The organism is Arthrobacter sp. H-02-3, assembly GCF_003097355.1.
Classification (GTDB): domain Bacteria; phylum Actinomycetota; class Actinomycetes; order Actinomycetales; family Micrococcaceae; genus Arthrobacter; species Arthrobacter humicola.
Map to the genome: position 1 here is coordinate 54,884 of NZ_PYUI01000024.1, position 26,145 is coordinate 81,028.

Below are 26,145 nucleotides of genomic sequence, written 5' to 3' on the forward strand. Positions count from 1 at the left end.
TCCTTAGCCGGCGACAGGCGCCGGTGTTTGCTTGGTGGACGGTAGAGCGGCGAAGCGCACGGGTTGCCCGGACCGTGAGGACTCGTAGACGGCGAGCAGGATCCGCAGGGCTTTGGTGGCGTCGTGGCCGGTGATGGCGGGGTCCGTGCGGTCGCGGAGGGCCTGGACGAAGTCACGGACCTGGGTGGTGTGGTGCGGGATCAGTTGGCCGTTGATGGTGGCCAGGTCCACATTCGGGTGGACGCCTTCCGGGTGGGCGGGCTCCGCGCTGATCGTCTCCGCCACGGCCCACAAGTCCACGCGGCCGTCGCTGCCTTCCGGAAATTCGGTGAGGGAGGCGGAAGCGCCCGTCTCCCCCGTGACGCGCAGCTGCACGCCCAGGCTCGGGGATACCGCCGTCGAGGCTTCCAGGGTGGCCATGGCCCCGGAGGTGAAGGTGATGACGGCGGCGGCCGAGTCTTCCACCTCGATGTGATGGCCGTGCTTGTAGGTGTTGATCCTGCCGTAGACCTCGGCCACGTCGCCCATGAACCACTGGAGGAGGTCGATGTAGTGGATGGCCTGGGTCATGAGGACTCCGCCGCCGTCGTTGGCCCAGGTCCCCCGCCAGGCGTCCCGGGAGTAGTACTCGGGGTCACGGTGCAGCATCACCGAGCACTGGCCCATGATGGGCCGGCCCAGCGTGCCGTCGTCGATCGCGGCGCGGATGCGCTGCGCCGCCGGCCAGAAGCGGCGCTGGAACAGGACGCCCAGCCTCACTTCCGCGGCATCGCAGGCGGCAACCATGCGCTCCGCGGAGGCCAGTTCGATGGCGATCGGCTTCTCGCAGAGCACGTGGACCCCGGCGGCGGCAGCCTGCAGCACGACGTCCTCGTGGGTGGGGTGCGGCGTGCAGACGGACACGAGGTCCAGGTCCAGGTCCAGCAGCTCGCCCACGGTGGCGACGGCCGCCGGAACACCCCAGGCGGCGGCGGTGGCCTGCGCCCGGTCCAGGTCGACGTCGCACACGCCCGTGATCTGCACGTTGTCGAGGGCACGGAAGGCCGCCAGGTGGTTGCGCGAAATGGCGCCGCAGCCGGCTATTCCAACGCGGAGCGTGCGGGGGGCCGGGGATGCTGAGGGGGTCATCGGAAGAGCCGTCTTTCTGATCCGGGGATCGTGGAGAAATGTGGTGGGCTAAGGTGCTAGCGCAGCTAGTACGTGGCGCGGCCCCCGGAGAGGTCGAACACGACTCCGGTGGTGTAGGAGGCCGCGGGCGAGACGATGAATTCGATAAGTGCAGCGGCTTCGGCGGGTGTGCCGAAACGGCCCATGGGGATCTTGGCGGCCTGTGCCGCCTGCTGTTCCGCCGGGACTTCCTGGAACAGCGGTGTCATGACGTTGCCGGGGGCCAGGGCATTGACGGTGACGCCGGTGAGGGCAAATTCCTTGGCCAGCGACTTCACGAGGCCCAGGATGCCGGCCTTGCTGGCGGAGTAGGCGGGCATGTTGATCACGCCCTCCTTGCCCGCCGTCGACGAAAGGTGCAGGAGCCGCCCGTAGCCCGCCGCCGCCATGGCGGGCAGTACCGCCCGGGAGACGATGAAGGCCCCCGTGAGGTTGACCGTCAGGATCCGTTCGAATTCTTCGACCGTAGTGCCCAGTGCTGAGGCCACCGGCCCCAGGATGCCCGCGCAGTTCACGACGGCGTCGAGGCCGCCCATGGCCTGTACGGCCGAGGCAACGGCGGCACGAACGGACTCGGGGTCCGTCACGTCCAGCGGAAGTGATCCGGGGTCCTCGCCGGGCCAGCGGGCGGACGGGAGGTCAGCCCCGATGACGGCGGCGCCCGACGCCCTGAGACGTTCCGCCGTCGCCAGGCCGATGCCGCTCGCTGCGCCGATGACCAGGCAGCGTGACTCCGCGATGGTGCCGGGTATTGCAGTGCCGGGTGCCACGTCTGAACTCATGAGCGGGCCTCGGCCCGGAAGCTGGCCAGCATGCGTTCGGCGTCGGGCCGGATGCCGGTGAAGAGCTCGAAGGCGGCGACGGCCTGTCCGACCACCATGCGTCCGCCGTCGAGCACCGCGCAGCCGCGGTCCCGGGCGGCCCTGATCAGTTCAGTGTCGAGGGGCCGGTAGATGACGTCCGCGACCCAGAGTCCGGAATGGAGAAGTTCGGGATCCACCGGAAGGCCCGGATGGCCGCTCATGCCGATCGGCGTCGTATTCACGAGCCCGTCGGCTGTCCGGAGGCTCGGGGCCACGGAGTCGGTGCGCGTGACGGACACCTCGCTGTCCGGAAAGTGCGGGGCGAGCCGTGCGGCGAGGCCCTCGGCCCTGCCCGGTTCGATGTCGGCGATGACCAGCTGCCGGGTGCCGGCGCGGAGGAGTCCATAGGCGACCGCTGCTCCCGCTCCGCCGGCGCCGATCTGGACCACCAGGTTGGTCGCGGCGGCGGGGAGGCCGGCCCGGAAGCCGCCGATGAAGCCGAGGTGGTCCGTGTTGTGGCCTACTGCTTTTCCACCGTGGAAGGTGATCGTATTCACGGCGCCCAGGATGCGGGCGTCGGGTGAAAGATCATCCAGGCCATCCTGGACCAGCTGCTTGCTGGGGTGGGTGACGTTGAGTCCGTCGTAGCCGAAGTCGGCTGCGCTGCGGACCAGGGCGGCGGACCGCTCGGCGGGCTGGCCGACGGTGTCGAGGTCGATCACCCGGTAGGTGTAGGACAGGCCGAGCTGATCGGCTTCAGCCTCATGAAGGCGGGGCGTCAGCGATCCGCCGATGCCGGCGCCCAGCAGGCCGACGACGTGCCGGTGGGTCGGATCGGCAGCCCGGGGCTCAAACGCCCACGTGCTCTCCAGCGTCTGCAGGCTCATGCCCGCACCTTCTCTGTCAGGGCTGCTTCTGCCACGACGGCCTGCGGCGCCAGGAGCCGCTTGTGGGATTTCTTCAATCCCAGCAGCGCGGTGGGGGTCCGGTACGTCTCGGGACCGGTGAGGGTTGCGATCGCGGAGATGAGGCAGGCCACGGCGGCAAAGGTGGCCACGGGGATCCAGTTGCCTTTGTTGCCCCCAATCAGAAGTTCGGAAATCGCGGGAGCGAACCCGGCCAGGAGCAGGCCGAACATGAGGCTGATGGCCATGCCCGAGTAGCGGACCTTGACCGGGAACTGCTCCGGGAAGTAGGCGGGGTAAATGGCATTCGCGCCGGTATAGGCGACACCGATGAGCAGGATTCCGGTCAGGAAGATCAGCGGAACGTTCGCTGCGGACAGGGCTGAGAAGAACACGTAGATCATCCCGATCTGCAGGACGAGCCCGGTAAGGAAGACCGGCTTGCGGCCGATGCGGTCCGAAAGAAGTCCGGCCAGGGGCCCCATGGCGACTGCGGTGACGTTGGCCACGGCGATCACCACGAGCATGAGTCCCTTGTCGATTCCCACCACCGATGTGGCATAGGAGAGCGCGAAGACGTTGATGATCGTATTGATGATGGTGAACAGTGACATCGCCGTGATGCGGAGCACGGTGACCCAGTGGTAGCGGAACAGGGTGACCAGGGGTACCTTGACCACTTCGTCGTTGTCTTTCACTTCTTCAAAGACCGGAGGCTCTTCGAGGAGACGCCGCAGCACAAAGGCGATGACGGTCACGATTGCGCTTGCGAGGAACGGGATGCGCCAGCCCCAGGCCAGGAGCTGCTCTTCCGGCATGGACGCCACGGGAATGAAGACCAGGGTGGAGAGCACGATGCCGAACATGATGCCGCTCATCGTCCAGCTCGTGTAGAAAGCGCGCTTCGTGTCGGGGGCGTGCTCGAGGGTGAGCGAGCTCGAGCCGGGCGATTCGCCGCCGGCGGAGAGTCCCTGAAGCAGCCGAAGGGCCACGATCAGGACGGGTGCGGCCATGCCGATCTGGCTGTAGGTGGGAAGGCAGCCGATCAGGAACGTTGAGGTGCCCATGAGCAGCAGGGTGAAGAGCAGCACGCGCTTCCGCCCGAACTTGTCGCCGAGGTGACCGCAGATCACGGCCCCGAGCGGGCGGGCGACGTAAGCGACGCCGACCGTTGCGAAGGACAGCAGCATCGACGACGGGCCGGGGGCGAAGAACAGCTTCCCGAAGATCAGCGCTGCCGCTGAGCCGAAGATGAAAAAGTCGTAATACTCCAGAGCGCTTCCAACAAACCCTGAGACCGCCGCGATTTTGGCGTTGTTCCGAGGCCGTGCTGGCGCCGATGTCGACATTGACATGGTGTTCCCTTCGTGTGACCGGGAACCGTTGCTCCGCTGCCTCCTGAAGTGGGCGACGATGCGGATCGGTTCCGCCGCTGTGTGCGGCTCATCCACAAGTGTGATGCGTCGCACTGTGTAAGTCCACGACAGAAATGGTCTATCACTAAGTGGATTTTGATCTCAATTGCGGTCAGTCGAGCGGGTCCGGGAAGATCTCTTCGACGACGGCGAGGACTGCCGCCAGGACGGCGGAGTCATTTTCGGAGGACCAGGCGATGGCGTGGTTCATGTAGTGCTGCGGGTCCTCCAGTGCCACGTACGTGGCGCCCGACGGGATGATGTTCGCTATTCCGCTGCTCATCAGCGTGACGCCGACGCCGGCCGCGACGAACGTCAGGACCATATACGGATCCGACAGCTCCTGTACGACGCGCGGCCGGAACCCCGCCGCCATGCATGAGGCCAGCAGCACCTCCGTCATCGAGGACGACCCGTCCATCGGCGGCGATATGAAGTCATCCCCCGCCAGGCTTTGCAGCGGGATGGACCTTTCGCCGGCCAGCGGGTGATCCAGCGGGAGCACAGCCCCGATTTCCTCGCGGGCAACCAGCCGGGCCGTGACCGAGGGGACCGGGGTTTCGGGAAAGCCGACGAAGGCCAGGTCAAGGGTGCCGTTTGCGACGCTCGCCAGGCCGTCCGCCGTGCGAACCCTGCTGGTGAGGTCCAGTTCGATGTCGGGATATCGACGCCGCAAGGCGCGCGTGAGCGGCGGAAGGGTCAAATGGTTCACCGCTCCGGAGAAACCGATCCGGATCTTCCCCCGGATGCCCGCGACCTCCGTTTGGGCGGCTTCGCGGGCCAGGCGCATTTCCTGCAGCACGCGGTAAGCCCGCGGCAGGAGGGCGTGGCCGGCGGGCGTCAGCGCCACGCTGCGGGTATTGCGCTCAAAGAGCCGCGTCCCGAGGTCGGCCTCGAGCTTGCGGATCGTCTGGCTCAGCGGGGACTGCGAGGTGTGCAGGCGCACCGCCGCGCGGCCAAAGTGGAGCTCTTCGGCAACCGCCACGAACGCTTCAAGCCATCGGATTTCGGTCATTTCAGGCGCCCTACTCCTCGCTGCGACGGCCCCTTGCGGACCCCTGTCCGACTCTGGCCGGATGCGGATAATGCTATGAATCAACACAATAGTGCGGTTATTGAGCCCGGTTCAAGCCTGATCCTCCGTAGGAAAAATTCATAAGCGCATTCACTGATTTATCTCATACAGCACTGTATGATTTAACCAGCAGATCGACAGCGCGGAGACGTCGCACCGCATACCTCAGTCCCTTCTTCCTGGAGTTCTTGCCATGTCGCTACGCCTCGTCCGCCGCACCAGCTCAGCCTCGGACCAGCCGCCCCGCCGGCGGCGGGGACGGCCCCTCCGGCTGGCAGGAGTCGCGGCGCTGAGCCTCGCCGGGCTGCTGCTCGCCTCCACCTCAACGAACCTCCTGGTGGAACAGGTCGAGAAGACCAACACGGTCGCCTACGGTCAGAAGGTCCACATCAACGAGGGAATCATCAACGTCACCCGGACCGGCGATGCCGGACCGACAATCGTACTGCTCAGCGGACTCGGAACCCCCGCCCCGGGCCTGGATTTCGCCCCGCTGATCCGGGAGCTGGGAGGCTACCAGGTCATTGCCGTTGAGGGGTTCGGCTACGGCTACAGCGACATGACAGCACGGCCCCGGACCATAGAAAACATCACCGAAGAACTTCACGAAGTGCTGTCCACACTCGGCGTCAGGGCGCCGTACACACTCATCGGGCACTCCATTGCCGGCTACTCCACCCTGTACTACGCCAACAAATATCCGCGCGAGGTGTCCGCGGTGATCGGCATCGACCCGACCGTCCCTGCGGGCAAATCATCCTCGACCGGAACTACGGCCCCCGCGGAGAGGGCCGCAGCGGACTACTCCTGGGCGCACATTCCTTCGACCCTGGGCGTGGTCCGCTGGGCCACAGCTCTGGGTTACGGGGAGCCCGGGGGTGACAGCTTTACGCCGGCCGAACGCGAACACATCCGCCAGATGACCAGCTGGAACTTCGGCAACCAGGCCGTCACGGACGAAACTCTCCGGATGGGCGAGAACGCCACGAAGCTCCGGGATGTCCGGTACCCCGGCAACCTCCCGGTGCTCGACTTCCTGTCCCGGGACACGATGCAACAGCAGCCGGACTGGTATGCCGCGCACGAACGCCAGCTGGCCAACGTCACGCACCACGAGCTGGTTGTCCTCGAGGGAGACCACTACCTGCACTGGACTCAGTCCAAAGCTATGGCGAAGACGATCACGGAGTTCCTGGGCCGAAGCGGCGTGAAGCAGGGCCTTTAGGGCGCCGGATCCGCCGGCGGGATCAGGAGGGCCCGGATGGTTGCCGGAAGGACCCTTGCTGCATCGTCTTCTGTGAGACGCCCTGCACGGATTTCCGCGGCTGCGCTGTGGAGGATCGAGTAGAAGCAGGCCCCCTGCCACGTGAGGGACTGATCGGTGCGGAAGGTTCCCTCACTCCTGCCTTTTTCAAGGACCGCGATCACCCGCGCGAGCGGCTTGTCATGGTGGGCTCTGATTTGCTCGGCCGAAAGGTACGGTTCGGCCGCCGCCAGGAGCGAGTTGAACTGATAGAGGACTCGCCAGGATGACTGAACGAGGTCCCGGAGGCACTTCCACGTGTCCTGCTTGATGTCTACTGCGGCGAGTTCGGCCGCGGCACGGTCCATTGTCCGGGCGAAGACGGCACCGACCAGTTCCTCCCGGTCCGCGAAGTGTCCGTACAAGGTCACCCTGCCCACTCCCGCGACGCGCGCAATTTCAGACATGCTGGCCCCCGGATCATCGCTGAGGCAGGTCAGTGCCGCATCGATGATGGCGTCCTTGTTCCGGACGGCGTCCGCCCGCTTGGTCCGCTCTTTCTGCACCTCAGACACCCGGCCTACCTGCCCATCCGATTACTCAAACAATTATGTTCAGGTTACCAGCGGTGACCATCCGGTTCGGGTGAGGCGCCGGCCGGCGAACCGGACCTATGGTCAAAACATGGGACTACTACGGCACCGGCACGAACCCGCGGGCGAACGGTTTCAGATGCGCGAGAAACTTCTCTCGATCGGGGATGACTTCTGGATCGAAAACGACCAGGGCCAGCGCGCGTACAAGGTCAATGGCAAGGCGCTCCGCGTCCGGGACACGTTCGTCCTGGAGGACGCCTCGGGAAACGAGGTGGCGCGGATCCAGGAGCGCAAGCTCTCGCTCCGGGACAAGGTCGCCATCGAACGCGGCGGCGACACCGCCGCGACTGTCCACAAGGCGCTGATCGGGCTCCGCGATCGCTTCACCATCGATGTGAAGGACGGCGCCGATATGAAGGCGCACGGCAACATCGTCGACCACGAATACGAGATCGAACGCGACGGCCACACCGTCGCCACGATCTCCAAGAAGTGGTTCCGCGTGCGTGACTCCTACGGCGTCGACGTCGCCGCGGGCCAGGACGTCCCGCTCATCCTCGCGATCACGGTCGCCATCGAGTCGTTGACGACCCACTGACATAGTCCGTGGCGTTCAGGAAGCGCCCTCCCTGCTATGACCAGGCCCTAATCGTCTGCCCCGTTTCGGAACCGTAGACGCTGCGGACAAAGGCCGCGGCCGCCACGGCGCCGGGAACGGCAGCGAAACCGGGGAACACCGCCGCATAGGCATCAGCGGACTCCTCCAGCACCGTGGCGCTAACGGTATTCAACCGCAGGTGCGGCAGCTCCGCAGCGGCACTTTTCACGAAGGCGTCAAGGCCAATGTTGGCGATGGCGCTGGGCGATCCGCCCGGGAATGCATAATTTCCCACGATCCCGCTGGTCAGGGTGATGGATCCGCCGGGCCGGACATGGCCACGGGCCGCCAGGGTGATGCGGATCTGGCACAGCAGCTTGCCGTTGACGGTCGACGCGTAAGTATCCAGGGTCGCATCCGATGCTGATGCCCATTTGGCTCCCCCGATGGTGCTGACCACCGCGTCCACCGTCCCCACCCTGTCAAAGAGGGCCGCGACGCTGGCATCGTCCCGGCAATCGACGGGATGTTCGGTCGACGACCGTGACGCGCTGATAATGTCCAGCTGCCCTTCCCCGGCCTTGTCGTGGTGTGCGGACAACGCCCGCACCACGTTTTGGCCGACGGTTCCGGTGGCGCCGATGACGAGGATTCGCATGAATGTGCCCTTCGTTGTTGAGAATGTGCAACCGGAACCCCCGGTTGACGGTCCTATCTGCGCATCTATCTGCGCATTTATCTCCGCAGGGGGTTGAACGCCGCTAGCTGGTGCGGCACGGCACCCGTCACGATGTGTTCGGCCAGTAGCTTGCCTGTTGCCGGTCCCAAAACCATCCCCCACATGCCGTGTCCGCCGGCCGCATAAATTCTGTCCGAGGCCAGGCGCCCAACAACGGGCAGACCGTCGGGTGTGATCGGGCGGGAGCCCACCCACTCGTCGCGACGGGACGGCCAGTCGATGCCCCGCAGCAGCGGACGAACGGCTCGCGCTACTGACTCAAGCCGGGCAGAATTCAGAGGCTCGTCCGGATCAAGGAACTCCATGGTTCCCGCGATCCGCAGCGCCCCCTGATAGGGCGTGCAGACAACCCGCTGTTCCGGAAAGTAGAGAGGTCCGGCCGGCAGGCAATCGCCGTCGACGGTGAACGAGTAGCCCCGGCCGGCCTGGACGCCGATTCTCAGCCCCCACCGAGTGGCCAGCCTGGGCAGCAAAGCGCCGGTGGCAAGGACGACGACGTCGGCCGTGAGCCGGTTGCCGTCGTCGGACGTCACGCTTGCCGACGACGGCCCGGCGCCAACGGAACATACATTGGCGCCGTCCATGATCTGGCCGCCGCAGGCTTTAAAGGCCCGGGCAAGGTCCCAGACGAAGTCACCCGGATCAAGATAGCTCTGTCCGGATATCTCCAGGCCGTGCGCCACAGCGTCGGAGAGCACCGCCGGACGGTTCCCGTCGGCCAGGGTGCTGACACCGATGCTCTGGCCCATGGCGTGGAGATGTTCCAGTTCCGTCCGGAACGCCGCGGCGGCCCTCGCGCTGCTGAAGCCTGCAACGTAGGGCGCCGCAATGACCGGTGAGGCAATGCCGTGCGCCTTGAGCTCGGCGAAGGACTCATCGACGGCCGTCGTGATGGGCTGGAGCGCTAACATGGTCTGCCGCCACGTCCGGGCGTTCATGTTCGCGGCGAATCGCAGGAGGAATTTCCACAGCTGCGGGTCGAAACGCAGCGGCACGTGCAGCGGGGCGTCCGGATCGGTCAGGCTTTGCAGGGCGTGCTTCCAGGCGCCCGGCTCAGCCAGGGGCATGACCAGGCCCGGGGTCACCCAGCCGGCGTTGCCCCAGCTCGCTCCGGCGGCCGGCCCGACTTTGTCCACGACGGTGACGGATAGCCCCCGTTGCTGCAGGTGCCAGGCCGTCGACAGTCCAACGATGCCGGCGCCGACGACTATGGCCGATTGCGGTGTGTTCATCTGGTTGCTCCTTGTCATCGTCTAAAGGTGCCGGCTCAGCATGCGTTCCGCGAAGACGGACAGCCATGTTGCGGGGATCGAGATGCCAGCGTAGAGCAGGCCGGCAATGATGAACACCGGCAGGTACTGGAACGTGGACGAGCCGATCGAGTACGCCTGGCTCATGAGTTCCGGGACGGCAACTGAATAGGCCAACGACGTCGCCTGAAACAGGAGTACTGCGAAGCCCATCAGCGAAGGGAGGGCAATACGCAATCCCTGCGGGATGACCACGAACCTCAGACAGTCCCGGTAGCTCATGCCCAGCGCATGGGATCCCTCGACTTCACCCGGCGGCACCGACTGGATGCCGCCGCGGATCAGCTCGGCGCTATAGGCCGCCGTCGTCCAGGTCAGGGCCAAACATGCCGAGGCCATGGAGCTGAGGGTGATCTCGGCGTTCGGCAGGCCGTAGTACATGAGCTGCAGGAGGACCAGGGCCGGCGCGCCGCGGCCCACTTCGACGAAGAACACCGACAGGTAGCGGAACGTTTTGTTGCGGGCGGTCACGCCGAAGGAGAAGACCAGCCCCAGGGGCAGTCCAAAGGCCAGGCTCAGGAGCGTCAGGGTGAGGCTGACTTTGAGTCCGTCAAAGAGTGTCGGCCCGTATTGGATTGCGACATCGACCAGGTTGTTCATCGGGCCACCGCCTTCCGCATCTTGATGTCAAGGTGCCTCGAGAGCAGTCCCAGCGGAACGCTCAATAGTATGTAGACACCGGCGGCCACGAAGAACACCATGATGCCTTCGCCGGACTGCCGGGCGTATTGGCTGGACATGAAGACGATCTCGGCCACGCCGATGGACGACGCGATGGAGGAATCCTTGAGCAGCCCGATGGCAAACGTGGTGTAGGCCGGAACGACGGCCCGCGCCGTTTGCGGGCCGATGATTAGGCTCCAGACCGTGGCCCGGTGAAAGCCCAGCGCCGAGCTGGCCTCCCACTGGCCCTTGGGAATTGACGAGATGGCGCCGCGGAAGATCTCCGCGAGATAAGCTGCGGCCACCACGCCAAGGCCCAGGACGCCGGCCTGCAAGGCGGTGAGCCGGATGGCGCCGATGGAGACGCCGTAGTACAGGATGAAGAGCCACACCACGGGCGGGATTCCTCGCAGCAGGTCAACCAGCCCGCGCGACATCAGCCAGACGAGCCGGTTCCGGCTCCGCAGCCCGGCAACGATGGGCAGCGCGACAACCGTCCCGATCATCAGGGCCAGAATGGTCACGAGGACTGTGAGCGGCAAGCCGATGGCGATGGCCCGGAGCATCTCCATGGCTCAGCGCTCCAGTACGGCGCGGAGGAACCGGCGCGTGCGCTCGTGCTGTGGATCCTGCAGGATTTGTCCGGGCTCGCCCTTTTCGATGATTCCGCCGTCGGCCATCACGACGAGCTCGTCGGCAACGTTTCCCGCGAACGCCATCTCGTGGGTCACCACCACCATCGTCATGCCGGTGCACGCGAGCTCTTTCATAACCTCGAGCACTTCAACCCCTACTTCGGGATCCAGCGCCGAGGTCGGCTCGTCAAACAACATCACCCGCGGGCCAAGGGCCAGCGCCCGGGCAATGGCGATGCGCTGTTGCTGGCCGCCGGAACACCGCGACGGATATTGGTCGGCCTTGTCGGCCAGGCCCATGCGCTTGAGCAGCTCCATGGACTTCTCGTTGGCCTCGTCGCGGCTGCGTCCAAGAACCCGTTCCTGGGGCAAACTGATGTTCTTCAGGACCGTCATGTGCGGGAAAAGGTTGAAGTGCTGGAAGACCATGCCGGCGCTGCGGCGCAGGGCTGCCAGATTCTTTGGGTTGGGCTTCCTGCCGGCGTTGATGCGGTGTCCATCAATCTCGATTTCGCCGCTGTCCGGCTGCTCCAGGAGATTCATGCACCGCAGGACGGTGCTCTTCCCGGCGCCGCTGGGCCCGATCATGGCCGTGACTGATCCCTCCGGCACGGACAAGGAGACGTCACGAAGCACCACGTTCGAACCGTAGGCCTTGGCAAGATTCTTCACCTGGACCACGGGTGTTCCGGTCCGGATAGTCGGTTCAATCATCAGTTGTTCCATTTCTCATAGTCGTGCCGGGTGCAGGCTTCGTAGAGGGCGGTCGCGACCGCAAGGTCCTCCCACGGCATGCCGGTGGTCTTGAAGACGGCCGGACGGTCCGCGGCCACCTCCCGGCGTTTCAAAACAAGGTCGGCCAGGGTGATCAGGTCGGCGGCCCCGGCGATGGCACCTGATTCCATGGCCTGGATGACATCGCCGGCCTCCCGTGCTGCGGAATCCCTCGACTCCACGCACACCGTGGCCTTGGCCAGCAGCGTGTCATCGAGCTCGCGGTGCTCCCTGTCATGGGACCCGATGGCCACCACGACGGCGGATTCCTTCACCATGGCGCCGTCAAAGAGGGCGGTCGGCGACGCCGTCGCGCAAATGACGAGATCGGCCTCCCGTACGGCTTCCGGACCGGCGACGGCGGCAGGCAGGCCGAGTCCTTCGGCATTTTTCACAAGCCGCTCCGCTGCTTCCGCGTTGCGGCCGACGATGTCAACGCTGTCCAGCTCAAAGAGTTCGGCAAATGCCTCGATGTGGGCCCACGCCTGCACCCCTGTGCCGAACACGACGAGACGCTTAGGTCCGGGCGAAGCCAGAAGCTTGGCCCCCATCACCGAAACGGAGGACGTCCGCAGTTCGGTCAACGCGACGCCATCGAGCACGGCCAGCGGCCGCTGGTCGTGGCCGCCGAACAGCACGTAGAGTCCCTGGATCACCGGAGACGCGGACCCTGCGTTGCCCGGCGTGATGGTCAGGAGTTTGGTGCCGACGTACTGGCCATGGCTCGCCGGCATCTGCATGAACGTTCCGCTGCCCGTTTCCACCCGGGTCCTTGGTGCGCTCGTTTCGGGATCGAACCCGGAGGCCAGGACCGATTCCATGGCGGCCACGGCCTCGCGCGCCGTCAGTGCCGACGCGATGGCAGCGCCGTCGAGGAAGACGGGTGCCGACCGTTGAGGCCAGGTAGGGGTGGCAGGTGAATCCATGGAATCGGTTTCCTTTGCTCGCGGTGCCGGAACGGTGTATGGGAGGCGTTCCTACTTCACCAGGCGGGGTTCACCGGTCTCGACGGCCGACTCCGGCAGGCCATACGACTTCACGATCTCCGCGATCTTGCCGCTGGACTTCATGGCTGCGATGGAGGAATCCACGGCCTTGGTCATGTCGGCGTTGTCCTTGCCGATCGGGAAACCGATCTGGGCAGGCTCCTTGGAGGCAATGACGCGGGCGTCGGCGCTGGCGCCTGCAACCTTGTATTTGGCATCGGACTTGTACATCTGGACGGCGGAGCCGAATCCGTCGATGCCGGCCTGAATGCGTCCGGCCTTGAGGTCTGCCTGCATCTCCACGGCACTGGGGTAGATGGTCAGATTGGCGCCCATGACCTTCTTCATGTCCGGCACCCAGAGGTAGCCGTCGACGGTGCCCACCTTCATACTCTCGAGCTCCTTAATGTCCTTGACCCCGGACTCGGAAATGATCCCCATCTCGTCGGTGTAGACCGGAGCCGACAGGCTGACGATGTCGGCCCGGACGGCCGTGCGGTAGTAGCAGCCGATGGCGACGTCGGCGCGCCCGCTCTGGACGGCCGGGATGGTCCCGGCGTAGGACGTCGCCTCGACCTTGATGTCGAGGCAGTTCTTGGCGGCGAACTCCTTGATGATGTCGGCGTCGACACCGGTGAGCTTGCCGTCCTTATCGGACGAGAACGGGGGGAACTCGGGGGCGGCAACGGTCAGGAAGCCAGCGGAGATCGTCTTGAAGGTTGATGCCGGCTGGCAGCCCTTGGCAACGGAGCTCTCGGCGGTGCCGCCGCAGGCGGACAGGGAGAGCGCCAGCAGGGCAATTGATGTGCCGCCCACCAAGATTTTGCGAGTGTTCATGATGATCCCCTTTGATCAGAGCTGAAGTTTGTTCGGTGTCCGACGGTTCGATGCACATCGGAGTAATTGGTGATGTATGACACACTATCGATTGTCGATTACCAATCTCCATCCATTGCCCGTGGATGTCAAGCATTAAAAATCGCCGCAGAATATGTGGAAACAAGTCGGAAATCGTCGCGACCTTTCCCGGCGGCGCACAGGTTGTGTCTTAGTGTTAGCCGTGAGGACCACCGTCTGAGGAGCGAAATGCAGGAACAGCGAATTGCCGTTGCGGGAATATCCGAGCTGGGCGAAGGCCGGGTCACCCTCAAGGACGAGGCCACCTCCATAGTCCGCCACGCCCTCATGTCCGGTGACATGCAGCCGGGCAAGATCTATTCAGCCAACGCCCTGGCCACCCAGCTCGGCGTCTCCAACAGCCCTGTCCGCGAGGCCATGATGGCGCTGAGCGAAAAGGGTCTCCTTGAAGTGGTGCGGAACCGCGGATTCCGGGTCGTGGAGATGACCCCGAAGGACCAAAGAGAGGTCTACGACCTCCGCCTGCTGATCGAGGTGACCGCAGTCGGCCGCGTTGCCGAACAAGGGGTCTCCCCTGCCGACGCCGAGCGTCTCACAGAGCTGGCAGAGGCCACGCTCGCGACGGCCAAGCCCGACAAAATGGTCGACTACCTCGAACACGATCAGCAATTCCACCTGGCCATCGTCGAACTGCTGGGCAACACCCGAATGACGAAGATCATTGAGAACCTGCGGGACCAAAGCCGGATCAGCGGCTCCTACCACCTGGCCGAACGCGGACTGCTCGCCACCAGCGCCGCTGAACACGGGCCCATCCTGGCCGCCCTGATGGCCGGCGACCGGACGCTCGTCGAGTCCCTCATGGTCCAGCACCTCAGCTACTCGCTGCCCTAACCGGGACGCCGACGGCGGACCTGCCGCGCACTTTCCCGCGTCCCCTGCCGTCACCGGCCGCCGGAGAATCTGTCTGAAAATTTTGCTTGACGTAGATCACATCGAACCCCAAGATGGTTATATATAACCCATTACCGATAGTTGATACCCACAGAGCGGTGGGTATGCTTCCGCAACTGAGACAGGACGATCAATGTCAAATGTGGTCTCGCTCCAGCTTCCCGCCGGAATCCGGCAGCCTTCGCATGCAGAGGTCGTCATCATCGGTGGCGGCATCATGGGAACCAGCATCGCGTTCCACCTGGCCGAAGCCGGTGTACGCAACATAGTTCTCGTTGACCGGTCCGACCTCGGCGCAGGATCATCGTCCAAACCCCTTGGCGGCGTGCGGGCGACGTTCTCGGATCCGGCAAACATTGTCCTTGGCCAGCGCAGCCTGCGCGCGTTTGAGGGATTCGGGCAGCGCTTCTCAACTGACATCGGACTGCGCAAGGTAGGTTACCTGTTCCTGTGCCGCAGCGAATCCGAACTCCTGGACTGCGAGCGCAGCACCGTCATCCAAAACGGTCTTGGCAGCACCAGCCGGATGATTTCTCCCGCCGAGGCTGTGGACATCAATCCCTTCCTCCGCCAGGAAGCCCTGATCGGCGCATCGTTCTCACCGGAGGATGGTTTTGCCGAACCGGGGAAAGTGGTCCAGGCGTACGCCGACGCGGCCGCCGCGCTGGGCGTTTGCATCCTTGAGCACACGGAAGTCATGGATATGGCCGCCTCAGGCGGAAGCATCAGTTCAGTGACCACCAACCGCGGCACCATCACCACCGATGCCGTCATCTGCTGTGCCGGCGCCTGGTCCCGGCGCGTGGGCGACATGGTCAACGTCAACCTGCCGGTTGTCCCGGTGCGGCGGCAGATCGGCATGACCCGCCAGATGAGCTCCCCCATGCCCACCGTGCCGTTCACGCTGGATCTGTCCACCACGATGTACTTCCACAACTACCGCAACGGCATGCTCCTGGGGATTTCCAACTCGAACCAGGAGCCCGGCTTCGCCCGTGACTTCACCCATGAATGGCTCCCCGAGTTCAATGCAGCGGCCCGCGTGTGCGCCCCCGCGCTGGAGGCCCCGGAGCTGGAGTGCGGATGGGCCGGTCTGTATGAGAACACGCCGGATCACAATGCGCTTATCGGAGCGTCCAGCTCAGTAGGCGGCTTCTACTATGCCACGGGATTCTCCGGCCACGGCTTCCTGCAGGGCCCTGCCGTCGGCGAACTCGTCAGGGACCTCTACCTGGACCGGGAATCCTTCATGGACCACACTTCGTTTTCCGCCGATCGTTTCCGCACGGCCGACCAGCTCATCCAGGAAGTGCACATCATCTAGCGCGGAACGCCCCGCCGATCCGCAGCTCAAGCCGCATCCCCCGCTCCATCAGCAATGATCGTGAAAGGAACCACGCCATGACCGCCCTTGAAACCTGGGAACTTCGAGCCGAGTTCGCGCGGCGGCTCTCCGCCATGTACGGGAGGGAAGTCCCTGCCTACAACACGCTCGTGGAGGTTTCCACCGAGGTGAACGAAGCGTATGCCGCCAAGCACGGCGCCGAAGCCGAGCGGCTGGGCAGCATCGCACGGGTGACGGCGGAGCGCCACGGCGCCATCCGCGTCGGCTCCCCGAAGGAAATGGCCCAGGTTGCCCGCGTTTTTGCGGCCTTCGGGATGTACCCGGTCGGCTTCTACGACCTTCGCGATGCGTCCTCCAGTTCCGTTCCCGTGGTCTCGACGGCCTTCCGCCCGATCGACGGCGCCGAACTGGCAAAGAATCCGTTCCGTGTCTTCACCTCCATGCTGGCGGCCGAGGATCCGCGGTTCTTTGACCAAGAGCTGCGCGCCGAGCTGGCCGCATTCATCGGCGCCCGGCAGCTGTTCGGTGAGGAACTGCTCACCCTGGCGGACAAGGCCGCCGCGGACGGCGGTCTCCCGGCGGACGACGCCGACCGGCTGCTGGAGCTGGCCACCGCGGCCTTTGAACTCTCCGGCGACCCCGTCGACTATGAGTGGTACAAGAAGCTGGAAGCGGTCTCCGCCGTCGCCTCCGACATCGGGGGCGTTTCCACCACGCACATCAACCACCTCACGCCCAGGGTGCTGGATATCGATGAGCTGTACAAGCGCATGCAGGACCGTGGCATCAGCATGATCGATGAGATCCAGGGGCCGCCGCGCTGGGATGGGCCGGACCTGCTCCTGCGCCAGACGTCCTTTCGGGCACTTGGTGAAAACCGGGTGTTCCGGTACGCCGACGGGTCCACCAGCGAAGGTGAACTGCGTGTGCGCTTCGGCGAGGTCGAGGCCCGCGGGATGGCCCTGACGGTGGCGGGACGCGACCTCTACGACCGGATGGTCGCCGAGACCGATGCCCGGCTGGTGGTGGCCCCGGCCGGCACGACGCGCGTCGAGGTCGCGGCCGGGGTCTGGGCGGAGAACCTGCCCCGCACCGAGAAGGAGCTCGCCCTGCAGGGACTGGCCTTCTTCACCTACCGCCTTGACGACGCCGCCCTGGACAGTGCCTCCCTCCAAAGTGCGCCCCTGGCCGGCACCGCTTCCCTGGCCGGTCTTGTCGAAGCCGGGATCGCCGTCCCGGAACCCATCGTCTACGAAGACTTCCTCCCCCGCTCTGCCGCCGGGATCTTCCAGTCAAACCTCACCGAGGAGGGTTCCAAGGACGAAGCCCAGCTGGGAACCAGCTACGACATCCACCGGATGTCCGAGATCGTCGGCTCCGAAGTCCACGACCCCAACGATCTCTACCAGCGGCAGCAGGACGCATCGATCGCGGCCCTGGCCCACCGCCTCAACATCACCATCACCCACTAATCAGCCCGCCAGACCAACCAACCTCAGGAGATCACGATGACCGAAACTCTCACCCAAACGTCAGAACTTGCGGCGATCGTCCGCGACGCGCTGGAAGCCTGCGGCGTCAACGTTGACGCCCTCGGAGGCCCGCACGAGGCGTCCTCTCCGCTGACCGGCGAAGTCCTGATGACCCTGCCGGTCAACACACCGGCGGACATCGAGACGATGATTGGCCAGGCGCACGAGGCGTTCAAGACGTGGCGTGATGTGCCCGCGCCGCTCCGCGGCAATCTGGTCAAGCGCTGGGGCGAGCTGCTGACCGAGCACAAGGAGGACCTGGCCAGGATCGTGACGGCAGAGGCCGGCAAAATCCAGTCCGAGGCTCTCGGCGAAGTCCAGGAAATGATCGACATCTGCGACTTTGCGGTCGGCCTGTCCCGTCAGCTCTATGGCAAGACGATGCCCTCGGAGCGCCCCGGACACCGCCTCATGGAGACTTGGCACCCTCTGGGCGTCGTCGGCGTCATCTCCGCCTTCAACTTCCCGGTCGCCGTCTACTCCTGGAATACGGCACTGGCCCTGGTCTGCGGCGACACCATCGTGTGGAAGCCGTCCGGCATGACGATGCTCAGCGCACTGGCCGCCGATGCCCTGCTGGCCCGCGCCGTCGCGGACGTTGGCGCTCCGACAGACCTGCACCAGCTGGTCCTGGCGGACCGGTCCGGCGGCCAGGTGATCGTCGATGATCCACGGGTTGCCCTGCTCTCCGCCACCGGTTCGGTCCGGATGGGCCAGGAAATCGCCCCCCGCGTGGCCCGCCGCTTCGGCCGCGCCCTGCTCGAGCTCGGCGGAAACAACGCGGCGATCGTTGCGCCGTCGGCCGATCTGGATCTGGCCCTGCGCGGCATCGTCTTCGCCGCCGTCGGAACCGCCGGCCAGCGCTGCACGTCCATGCGCCGCCTGATCGTGCACGAATCGATCGTCGACGAACTGACCGACAAGCTTGTCAATGCCTACGCCACGCTGCGCATCGGCACTCCCCTGGACGAGGAGAACCTGATCGGGCCGCTGATCAACAAGTCCAGCTTCGATGGCATGCAGGCCGCCATCAAGGCGGCCCGGGAACAGGGCGGCACGGTGCTGTGCGGCGGCGGCCGCGTGAACGCCGACGATGAGCCCGGCGCCTACTACGTGGAGCCGGCGATCGTACGGATGCCGGCCCAGACCGCCGTCGTCAAGGACGAGACCTTTGCACCCCTGCTGTACGTCATGACGTACACGGACTTCGATGACGCCATCGCCATCCAGAACGACGTTCCCCAGGGTCTGTCCTCGGCCGTGTTCACCAATGACCAGGCCGAGGCCGAACGCTTCATGTCGGCCAGCGGTTCGGACTGCGGCATCGCCAACGTCAACATCGGCACCTCGGGGGCCGAAATCGGCGGCGCCTTCGGCGGCGAGAAGGAAACCGGCGGCGGCCGCGAGTCCGGTTCCGACTCGTGGAAGGTGTACATGCGCCAGGCCACGAACACCGTCAATTACTCGGGACAGCTGCCGCTCGCCCAGGGCGTGAAGTTCCTCTAGGCACCCCGGCGGAGACGGTGCCGGCCGGTTCGTCCGGCACCGTCTCCGCGGCTCGTCCCCCCGTCAGATCACTTAGCCGCCAGCACACATGGCCCCGGAACACTTGGCCCCAGCCCAGAAGGAGTATCCAACGATGACCAGTCTGTTCGACATGATGGATGAATGGGGACCGGAAAAGATCGTCACGGTCAGCGACGCAAAAACAGGTATGAAGGGCGTGCTGGTCATCGACAACACCGCCCGCGGCATGGGCAAGGGCGGGACCCGGATGCAGCCCGGCGTCACCGTCGAGGAAATTGCCCGCCTGGCCCGGGTCATGACCTGGAAGTGGGCCGGCGTCGACCTTTTCTTCGGTGGCGCCAAAGCCGGCCTCCGCGCCGATCCCAACTCGCCCCACAAGGAAGCGATCCTGCGCTCCTTTGTCCGGGCCCTGAGCAATGAGGTCCCGTCCGAGTACGTCTTTGGCCTGGACATGGGGCTGACGGAAAACGACGCGGCCATCATCATCGACGAATTGGGCGACCGCGGCGCCGCGGTGGGCACTCCTTACGACCTCGGCGGCGTGCCCTACGACCAGCTGGGCATCACCGGCTACGGCGTCGCCGAAGTTACGGATGAGGCCGCGGCAACCATCGGCCTCCAGGGCCAGCGCGTGGCCATCCAGGGTTTCGGCGCCGTCGGGCATGCCACGGCGGCCCGGCTGCATGAGCTCGGCTACAGCGTTGTGTCGATTTCCACCGCTGAGGGCGCGCTTCACGATCCCGCCGGGCTGGACATTCCCACGCTGCTGGCCATGCGGCCGCGGCTCGGCGACGGACTGGTCAGAGAGTTCCCGGAGCTGGCTATCCCGGCAGGCACCGAGTTGTTCGTCGACGCCGAAATCGCCATCCCTGCCGCCCTGCAGGATGTCCTCCATGAGGGGAACGTCGGCGGCATCTCGGCCAAGCTCGTGGTGGAGGGCGCCAACCTTCCCACTAACGCCGCGGCACAGCAGGCGCTGCGCGCGGCGTCCGTGACGGTCGTGCCCGACTTCGTCGCCAACGCAGGCGGCGTGGTCAGTGCAGCCTTCGCCATGGAGTCCCGGTATTCGCCGTTCCGTCCCGAGACGGAGCAGATCTTCACCACGGTCTCCCACAAGCTCCGCGAGAACACGGCCATCGTCCTGGCAGAGGCGGAAAAGCTGGATTCCACCACCCACCATGCCGCCCGCTCACTGGCCCAGAACCGTGTCCGCCGGGCCATGGAGCTGCGCGGCAAGCCCCTGCAGCACTAACCTCCCACCACGCAACGCCGCAGGGACAAGGAAGAGCACCACGCATGAACATTGACCAGATTGTCGAAGAACTCACCGCAGCAATTGCGGGCATCGTCGACAGCAGCACCCGTCGGCGGGCGGAATATTCGACCGACGCCTCGAACTACCGCGTGGTGCCCCAGGTGGTGGTCATGCCCAAGACTGCGGACGACGTCGTCGAGGCGGTCAGGATTGCCCGCCGGCACGGACTTGCCGTCACCGGCCGCGGTGCCGGGACGTCGTGCGCCGGCAACGCGGTGGGGCCAGGACTGGTGCTGGACTTCAGCCGGTTCATGAACCGGATCATCAGCATCGATCCGGAAAACCGGACGGCGGTGGTCCAGCCCGGCGTTGTCCTCAGTGACCTGCAGCGGGCTGCCGCTGTCCACGGGCTGCGGTTCGGGCCTGATCCGTCCACGGCCACGCGGTGCACGATCGGCGGCATGATCGGCAACAACGCGTGCGGCCCGCACGGGCTCTCGTACGGGCGGACGGCGGACAACGTGCACCGGCTGCGCTGGCTCACCGGCTCGGGACACGTGGTGGAGCTGGGCGCGGGCAAGGATGCCACGGCCCGGATCCCCGGACTCGATGAGTTCATCACGGCCAATCTGGAGGTCCTCCGGCTGGAATTCGGCCGGTTCGGCCGCCAAATCTCGGGCTACAGCCTGGAGCACCTCCTGCCGGAGAACGGCGCCAACCTGGCCGCCGCCCTGACGGGGACGGAAGGTACCTGCGGCATCATCCTGGAGGCCGAGGTCCGGCTGGTCCCGCTGGCGGCGGCCCCGGCCTTGGCCGTCCTGGGCTATCCGGATATGCCGGCCGCGGCCGATGCGGTTCCCGGCCTGCTTCCACACCGTCCGCTGGCCTTGGAGGGCCTGGACGCACAGCTGGTCGACGTGGTCCGCAACGCCAAAGGCGAGCACGCCGTCCCCACGATGCCAGCCGGCAACGGCTGGCTCATGGTGGAAGTGGGCGGAGCGACGTCGGAGGAGGCGGTGGCGGCAGCCGAGCGGATGGTCCTGGATGCCGGGGCCATCGACTCGCTGATCCTTCCGGCCGGCCCGGAGGCCACGCGGTTGTGGCAGATTCGGGCTGACGGTGCCGGGCTGGCCGGCAGGACCGCCGCCGGGACCCAGGCCTGGCCGGGCTGGGAAGATTCGGCCGTCCCGCCGGAACATCTGGGCGACTACCTTCGCGATCTTGAACTACTCATGGCCCGCGAAAACGTGTCAGGGCTGGCGTACGGCCACTTTGGTGACGGCTGCGTCCACGTCAGGATCGACTTCCCACTGGACGACAATGCCGGTGTGATGCGCCGCTTCCTGACGGCGGCGGCGGAGCTCGTCGCCAAGTACGGCGGCTCGCTCTCGGGCGAACACGGCGACGGCCGGGCACGCGGCGAACTGCTGAAAACCATGTATTCGCCCCGGGCCCTGGCCGCGATGGCCGGGTTCAAAGCACTCTTCGATCTCCAGGACATCTTCAACCCCGGCGTCATCATCAATCCGGACCCGTTCGACGCGCACCTGCGCCGCCCGCACGCCGGCAACCTGCTGGCATCGGACGGTTTTGCGTTTGCGCACGACGGCGGCAACATCACCAACGCCGTGCACCGCTGCGTTGGCGTCGGCAAATGCCGGGCCGATCTCCGCGAGGAGGGCGGGTTCATGTGTCCGTCCTACCTCGCCACCAAGGATGAAAAGGACACCACCAGGGGCCGGGCCCGCGTCCTGCAGGAAATGCTCAACGGCGGCGTAGTGGACATGTCCTGGAAGTCCCCGGAAGTCCATGAGGCCCTCGATCTGTGCCTGAGCTGCAAGGCGTGCGCCAGCGACTGCCCCACCGGCATCGACATGGCCATGTACAAGTCGGAGGCACTGCACCAGAGCTACAAGGGCCGGCTGCGTCCGCTCAGCCATTACACGCTCGGCCGGTTGCCCGCCTGGCTGGGACTGATCGGACCGCTCGGCCCCCTGGTCAACAAAGTTGCCTCCGTCGGGATCCTCCGCCGGACCATGCTGCGGCTCGCCGGGGCGGATCCCCGCCGGTCCCTGCCGACATTCCCGAAAGCGCCGTTCCATGCCTTGGCGGGGGCGGGCGGCCCGGCAGGGCACGCGGCGTCCTCCGCCCACAGGGTCCTGCTCTGGGTTGATTCGTTCTCGGACGCGCTGAGCCCCGATGTCCCGCTGGCCGCGATCAAGGTTCTGCAGGCCGCGGGCTGTGACATCGAAATTGCCGGCCCCGGCGCGTGCTGCGGATTGACGCTGATCTCAACAGGACAGCTGACCGCGGCCAAGGCAGCCCTCAGGAAGACCCTGGACGTCCTGCACCCGCATGTAGCCGACGGCCGGACCGTGATCGGACTCGAACCGTCCTGCACGGCAGTGCTCCGCTCGGACCTGCTCGAACTGCTGCCCGACGACGACCGCGCCCGGCAGGTCTCCGCCCGGACCCGGACCGTCGCGGAATTCCTCACATCCATCAATTGGGCACCCCCCGCCAGCGGCGAACTGGTCCTTGCCCAACCCCACTGCCATCACAACGCCGTCATGGGGTACCAGAAGGATCTGGAGCTGCTGACGTCCATGGGCTGCGACGTGGAGGTCTCCAACGGATGTTGCGGCCTCGCCGGCAATTTCGGCATGGAAAAAGGCCACTATGAAATCTCAGTGGCCATTGCCGAACAGGGAATTCTGGGCAAGGTCGCGGCTTCCCCGGACCGGGGCATCCTCGCTGACGGGTTCTCCTGCCGGACCCAAGTGGCCGATCTCTCAGGCCGCGACTCCCGGCACATCGTCCAGATCATCGCGGAGGCACTGGACAGCTCCGCGGACTACGCACGGAAGAACGCAGCACCAGGGGCTGCACGGCTGTAACACTGCGGATGTCCGCCTGGCAATCAACGACGGCGGCTGGCCCATTGCCGCAGTTGCTGGGAGTCTCACCCGGCTGGGGCAATCCCATCTAGGGGTTGACCCCAGGTTCGTAAGTCCCCGCACTCCACTCCTGCCCTTGCGGGTCCAGCACCCGTGCGCGTCTGGCACCCCATTCGGTGCTTTCGGGTTCGATCAGGCTCGTTCCCCCGGCGGCCAGGGCGTTGCGATGGAAATCATCAACGTCGTCGACGAGCAGGTATAGCCCCTGGCCCGTGGATCGGCCGACGAGACCGGGCCGCTGATACTCGGCATCATTACTCGCCACCATGAGCACAGCATCACCGAGGCGGACCTCTGCATGAAGGACCTGCCCCGGAGCCCCCTCTTGACAGCGGACCACGTCGAAGCCAACCCGTTCCATCCATTCCAGGGCAGCGGGTGCATCCGGGTAACTGAGGTAGGCAAAAAGTTTTGCATTCATGACGGGATGGTATTCCGGCAGGCATCCCTTTGGAAACGAGAAGACCGGTGCTGTCAATCCCACCCCAGAGACGGGCGGAGGTTCCGGGAAATCGACTCGAGCAGCCGGACGTTGAAGTCCACGCCAAGCTGGTTGGGGACGGTGACGAGCACGGTGTCCGCCGCAGCCACGGCCGCGTCCCGGGCCAGCTCGTCAATGAGGCGGTCGGGTTCGCCGATGTAGCTGCGCCCGAAGCGGGCCAGGCCGCCGTCGAGGTAGCCCACCTGGTCCCGGGCATCGGCCTGGGCGCGCAGCCCGAAGTACCGCCGCGATTCGTCATCGATCAGCGGAATGATGCTGCGCGAGACGGACACCCGGGGCGTGTGTGCATGGCCGGCCGTAGCCCAGGCCTCCCGGAATCCGGCGATCTGCTCGGCCTGCAACTGGTCGAAAGGAACCCCGGTGTCCTCGGTCAGCAGGGTTGAGGACATGAGGTTCATGCCCTGCTGCCCCGCCCACCGGGCGCTGGCCCGATTTCCGGCACCCCACCAGATCCGCTCGGGCAGTGTTGGTGACAACGGCTGAACGGGGACCAGCCCGCTGTGCCCGCTGAGCTGCGGATTGGCCCGGGCCACGCCTAGGCCGGCAATGGCGGCACGGAACCGCTCGGTGTGCCGGCGGGCCATGTCGGCGTCGGACTCGCCCTCGGCGGGGAGGTGCCCGAAGGCCTCGTAGCCGGCTAACACAGTCTCGGGCGAACCACGGCTGACCCCCAGCTGCAGGCGGCCGCCGCTGATGAGGTCGACGGCGCCAGCCTCCTCAGCCATGTAGAGCGGGTTTTCATAGCGCATGTCAATGACACCCGTGCCGACCTCGATGCGGGAGGTGCGCGCTGCAATCGCGGCGAGCAGCGGGAACGGCGAGGCCTGCTGCAGGGCAAAGTGATGGACACGGAAGAACGCGCCGTCGACGCCGACTTCTTCCGCGGCCACGGCCAGCTCAATCGCTTGGAGAAGGGCGTCCCGGGCCGAACGCAGGCGCGAACCGGGGACGTCGCCCCAGTGCCCGAAGGAGAGAAAACCGATCCGTTTCATCAGAACAGACACATTGTCATGAGGACTCGGGCTTTCGGAAGTGCACCTGCCACAGTTCCACTCCCCCGGCTTGCCTGGAAGTGTCGGTGCCCTCTTATGGCGTGACTGTCAGGGTGTACGTCGAATTGATCGTTTGGCCATTGAGTGTCCCCGTAAAATTCAGCGTATGAGTGCCCGGAAGCACATTCTTGATCAGCGCGTAGTAGCCGGCATCAGCCCCCATGTTGTAGAAGCCAGCGAACGTCGGGTCGCGGAAGACGTTGTCAGCGGGCAGCGTGACGTTAAAGATGGGTGATTCTTCATACTTCACGGCGCCAGGGGGTACGGCTGTTCCGTCGTAGGTTGCCGTCAGATTGCTTGCCCCGGTTTTGACGCCGGCCAGCGCGACCTGCGCCCGGACGTAGGCGGGGGTCTTATGGGCAGACTGAGGCTCGATATCGAAGGCGTTCGCGAGCGGAAAGAACAGGTCCTTGTGGGCCGGAATGGTGCAGCTGCGGGTGACGCTTCCACCGGTGCTAAAGAGTCCGGCGAGGAACCACGTGGGGCCGGACTGCTGGTTGGAGCACTGCGAGCCGGTGGTGTCGAGCAGCGGATTCGAGGCCGCCGGCTGGCTCAGTGCCCAGGTCCACCACTTCGCCGCAAGAGGACTGTAAGCGTTGGCCACCGACGGCGCAGCGGCTCCCGCCGGCGTGGCCACGGACGAGGCTGACGCTGCCAGCGGAGCTGCCATCAACAATATGGAGGCGCTGATGAATGCGAAGATTGCCCTTTTCATCTTTGATCCTTTGTTCAAGCGGAAGACAACGAAGCCGCCGCAGGATGAGCCCGCGGCACCTGCAGTGTTCCTCACGGAAGGCAGTCCCGGGGCTGCGGCAGCATCTACGTCAGGCTCCGCGATGGTGGAACGTGAATTTCATCGGTGGCATACCGACCGGAACTGTCGAATAAGAACGGCTGCCGTGAAATTTCGGGACAACGCCCTGACTGCGGCGTGGCGTCATGCCGCCAATCGGCCGGGTCTACCGGCACAGCGGTCCGAGCCTAACCGAGTCGCGGGTGCCGGCCCAAGAGTGGTGGCTACCTGTCTCGCGGGTGCTGACTACCTGTTCGGGCGCACGTCCCAACTTGTAGAGACGGATGCTGCTTAGGGGGCGGCGCGGATTTCGATGACCGCGAGGTTCCAGCGGTCGGTGGTGGGGGCGGTGTCGTTGATGGCGACGACGGTGCCGCTGGTGGCTGTCAGCCCGGTTTGGCGCTGCACCCAGTAGGTGTCGCCGGCCGGCGGGAAGTACTGGTCGACCAGGGTCTGGGCCG

The 26,145-nt window shown here is 65.6% G+C and carries 24 protein-coding genes; 8 read left to right on the top strand and 16 right to left on the bottom strand.

Going from position 1 to position 26,145, the window contains the following annotated elements; genetic code table 11:
* Positions 1 to 3 precede the first annotated feature (3 nt).
* The 5 genes from C9424_RS18475 to C9424_RS18495 form a co-directional block, all read right to left on the bottom strand.
* Positions 4 to 1,128, bottom strand: a complete 1,125-nt coding sequence (locus C9424_RS18475; protein WP_116768322.1) for a Gfo/Idh/MocA family protein — start codon at positions 1,126 to 1,128, stop codon at positions 4 to 6.
* Positions 1,129 to 1,193: 65 nt separating this feature from the next.
* On the bottom strand, positions 1,194 to 1,949 hold the full coding sequence (locus tag C9424_RS18480) for an SDR family NAD(P)-dependent oxidoreductase (RefSeq protein WP_237563555.1): 756 nt from the start codon (positions 1,947 to 1,949) through the stop codon (positions 1,194 to 1,196).
* Positions 1,946 to 2,857, bottom strand: a complete 912-nt coding sequence (locus C9424_RS18485) for a shikimate dehydrogenase (RefSeq protein ID WP_116768323.1) — start codon at positions 2,855 to 2,857, stop codon at positions 1,946 to 1,948. Before C9424_RS18485 ends, C9424_RS18480 begins: the two co-directional genes overlap by 4 nt.
* Positions 2,854 to 4,230: an MFS transporter gene (locus C9424_RS18490; RefSeq protein WP_116768351.1), complete on the bottom strand. Its 1,377-nt coding sequence runs from the start codon at positions 4,228 to 4,230 to the stop codon at positions 2,854 to 2,856. Before C9424_RS18490 ends, C9424_RS18485 begins: the two co-directional genes overlap by 4 nt.
* A 172-nt stretch (positions 4,231 to 4,402) precedes the next feature.
* Positions 4,403 to 5,305 (bottom strand): LysR family transcriptional regulator, encoded by a 903-nt coding sequence (locus tag C9424_RS18495; RefSeq protein ID WP_116768324.1) that lies wholly within the window; start codon positions 5,303 to 5,305, stop codon positions 4,403 to 4,405.
* A gap of 253 nt (positions 5,306 to 5,558) precedes the next feature.
* Here C9424_RS18495 and C9424_RS18500 point away from each other — a divergent pair, with 253 nt between their 5' ends.
* The gene (locus C9424_RS18500; RefSeq protein WP_116768325.1) at positions 5,559 to 6,590 is read left to right on the top strand and encodes an alpha/beta fold hydrolase; all 1,032 of its coding nucleotides are present in this window, start codon (positions 5,559 to 5,561) and stop codon (positions 6,588 to 6,590) included.
* On the opposite strand, the gene C9424_RS18505 is transcribed toward C9424_RS18500, so the two are convergent.
* Entirely contained in the window at positions 6,587 to 7,183 is a 597-nt protein-coding gene (locus C9424_RS18505) for a TetR/AcrR family transcriptional regulator (RefSeq protein ID WP_116768326.1), read from the bottom strand. The genes C9424_RS18500 and C9424_RS18505 overlap by 4 nt on opposite strands.
* Before the next feature lie 109 nt (positions 7,184 to 7,292).
* On the opposite strand from C9424_RS18505, the gene C9424_RS18510 reads away from it, so the two are divergent.
* Complete coding sequence (locus tag C9424_RS18510) at positions 7,293 to 7,802, top strand: LURP-one-related/scramblase family protein (RefSeq protein ID WP_116768327.1); 510 nt, start codon at positions 7,293 to 7,295, stop codon at positions 7,800 to 7,802.
* Between the two features lie 34 nt (positions 7,803 to 7,836).
* Here the strand turns inward: C9424_RS18510 and C9424_RS18515 are convergent, their stop codons facing one another.
* From C9424_RS18515 to C9424_RS18545, 7 genes are all read right to left on the bottom strand, one after another.
* Positions 7,837 to 8,460 (bottom strand): short chain dehydrogenase, encoded by a 624-nt coding sequence (locus C9424_RS18515; RefSeq protein ID WP_116768328.1) that lies wholly within the window; start codon positions 8,458 to 8,460, stop codon positions 7,837 to 7,839.
* Between the two features lie 77 nt (positions 8,461 to 8,537).
* On the bottom strand, positions 8,538 to 9,773 hold the full coding sequence (locus C9424_RS18520) for an NAD(P)/FAD-dependent oxidoreductase (RefSeq protein WP_237563556.1): 1,236 nt from the start codon (positions 9,771 to 9,773) through the stop codon (positions 8,538 to 8,540).
* 21 nt (positions 9,774 to 9,794) lie between these two features.
* The gene (locus tag C9424_RS18525; RefSeq protein WP_116768330.1) at positions 9,795 to 10,451 is read right to left on the bottom strand and encodes an amino acid ABC transporter permease; all 657 of its coding nucleotides are present in this window, start codon (positions 10,449 to 10,451) and stop codon (positions 9,795 to 9,797) included.
* Positions 10,448 to 11,086, bottom strand: coding sequence for an amino acid ABC transporter permease (locus C9424_RS18530; protein WP_116768331.1), 639 nt, complete (start codon positions 11,084 to 11,086; stop codon positions 10,448 to 10,450). Before C9424_RS18530 ends, C9424_RS18525 begins: the two co-directional genes overlap by 4 nt.
* Positions 11,087 to 11,089: 3 nt before the next feature.
* Complete coding sequence (locus tag C9424_RS18535; RefSeq protein WP_091252141.1) at positions 11,090 to 11,863, bottom strand: amino acid ABC transporter ATP-binding protein; 774 nt, start codon at positions 11,861 to 11,863, stop codon at positions 11,090 to 11,092.
* Positions 11,863 to 12,849 carry an ornithine cyclodeaminase family protein gene (locus C9424_RS18540; RefSeq protein ID WP_116768332.1) on the bottom strand — a complete coding sequence of 329 codons (987 nt, stop codon included), beginning with the start codon at positions 12,847 to 12,849 and terminating at the stop codon, positions 11,863 to 11,865. The genes C9424_RS18535 and C9424_RS18540 overlap by 1 nt, the downstream gene beginning before the upstream one ends.
* 51 nt (positions 12,850 to 12,900) lie before the next feature.
* Complete coding sequence (locus C9424_RS18545) at positions 12,901 to 13,746, bottom strand: substrate-binding periplasmic protein (RefSeq protein ID WP_116768333.1); 846 nt, start codon at positions 13,744 to 13,746, stop codon at positions 12,901 to 12,903.
* Between the two features lie 249 nt (positions 13,747 to 13,995).
* Between C9424_RS18545 and C9424_RS18550 the strand changes: the two genes are divergently transcribed.
* The 6 genes from C9424_RS18550 to C9424_RS18575 all read left to right on the top strand — a co-directional run bounded on the left by C9424_RS18550 (position 13,996) and on the right by C9424_RS18575 (position 23,277).
* The gene (locus C9424_RS18550) at positions 13,996 to 14,661 is read left to right on the top strand and encodes a GntR family transcriptional regulator (protein WP_116768334.1); all 666 of its coding nucleotides are present in this window, start codon (positions 13,996 to 13,998) and stop codon (positions 14,659 to 14,661) included.
* A 193-nt stretch (positions 14,662 to 14,854) separates the two neighbouring features.
* Entirely contained in the window at positions 14,855 to 16,045 is a 1,191-nt protein-coding gene (locus tag C9424_RS18555) for an NAD(P)/FAD-dependent oxidoreductase (RefSeq protein WP_116768335.1), read from the top strand.
* A 77-nt stretch (positions 16,046 to 16,122) separates the two neighbouring features.
* Positions 16,123 to 17,538: a 2-oxoadipate dioxygenase/decarboxylase gene (gene hglS / locus C9424_RS18560; RefSeq protein ID WP_116768336.1), complete on the top strand. Its 1,416-nt coding sequence runs from the start codon at positions 16,123 to 16,125 to the stop codon at positions 17,536 to 17,538.
* 36 nt (positions 17,539 to 17,574) lie between these two features.
* Positions 17,575 to 19,104, top strand: coding sequence for an L-piperidine-6-carboxylate dehydrogenase (gene amaB / locus C9424_RS18565; protein ID WP_116768337.1), 1,530 nt, complete (start codon positions 17,575 to 17,577; stop codon positions 19,102 to 19,104).
* A gap of 133 nt (positions 19,105 to 19,237) precedes the next feature.
* Positions 19,238 to 20,377, top strand: coding sequence for a Glu/Leu/Phe/Val family dehydrogenase (locus tag C9424_RS18570; protein ID WP_237563557.1), 1,140 nt, complete (start codon positions 19,238 to 19,240; stop codon positions 20,375 to 20,377).
* Positions 20,378 to 20,421: 44 nt separating this feature from the next.
* Positions 20,422 to 23,277 (top strand): FAD-binding and (Fe-S)-binding domain-containing protein, encoded by a 2,856-nt coding sequence (locus tag C9424_RS18575; RefSeq protein ID WP_116768338.1) that lies wholly within the window; start codon positions 20,422 to 20,424, stop codon positions 23,275 to 23,277.
* Between the two features lie 88 nt (positions 23,278 to 23,365).
* On the opposite strand, the gene C9424_RS18580 is transcribed toward C9424_RS18575, so the two are convergent.
* The 3 genes from C9424_RS18580 to C9424_RS18590 all read right to left on the bottom strand — a co-directional run bounded on the left by C9424_RS18580 (position 23,366) and on the right by C9424_RS18590 (position 25,606).
* A complete protein-coding gene (locus C9424_RS18580; RefSeq protein ID WP_116768339.1) occupies positions 23,366 to 23,758 on the bottom strand; it encodes a VOC family protein in 393 nt (130 codons plus the stop codon).
* 53 nt (positions 23,759 to 23,811) lie between these two features.
* The gene (locus tag C9424_RS18585; protein WP_116768340.1) at positions 23,812 to 24,831 is read right to left on the bottom strand and encodes an LLM class flavin-dependent oxidoreductase; all 1,020 of its coding nucleotides are present in this window, start codon (positions 24,829 to 24,831) and stop codon (positions 23,812 to 23,814) included.
* A gap of 94 nt (positions 24,832 to 24,925) precedes the next feature.
* Positions 24,926 to 25,606 carry a hypothetical protein gene (locus C9424_RS18590; RefSeq protein ID WP_116768341.1) on the bottom strand — a complete coding sequence of 227 codons (681 nt, stop codon included), beginning with the start codon at positions 25,604 to 25,606 and terminating at the stop codon, positions 24,926 to 24,928.
* Positions 25,607 to 26,145 lie beyond the last annotated feature (539 nt).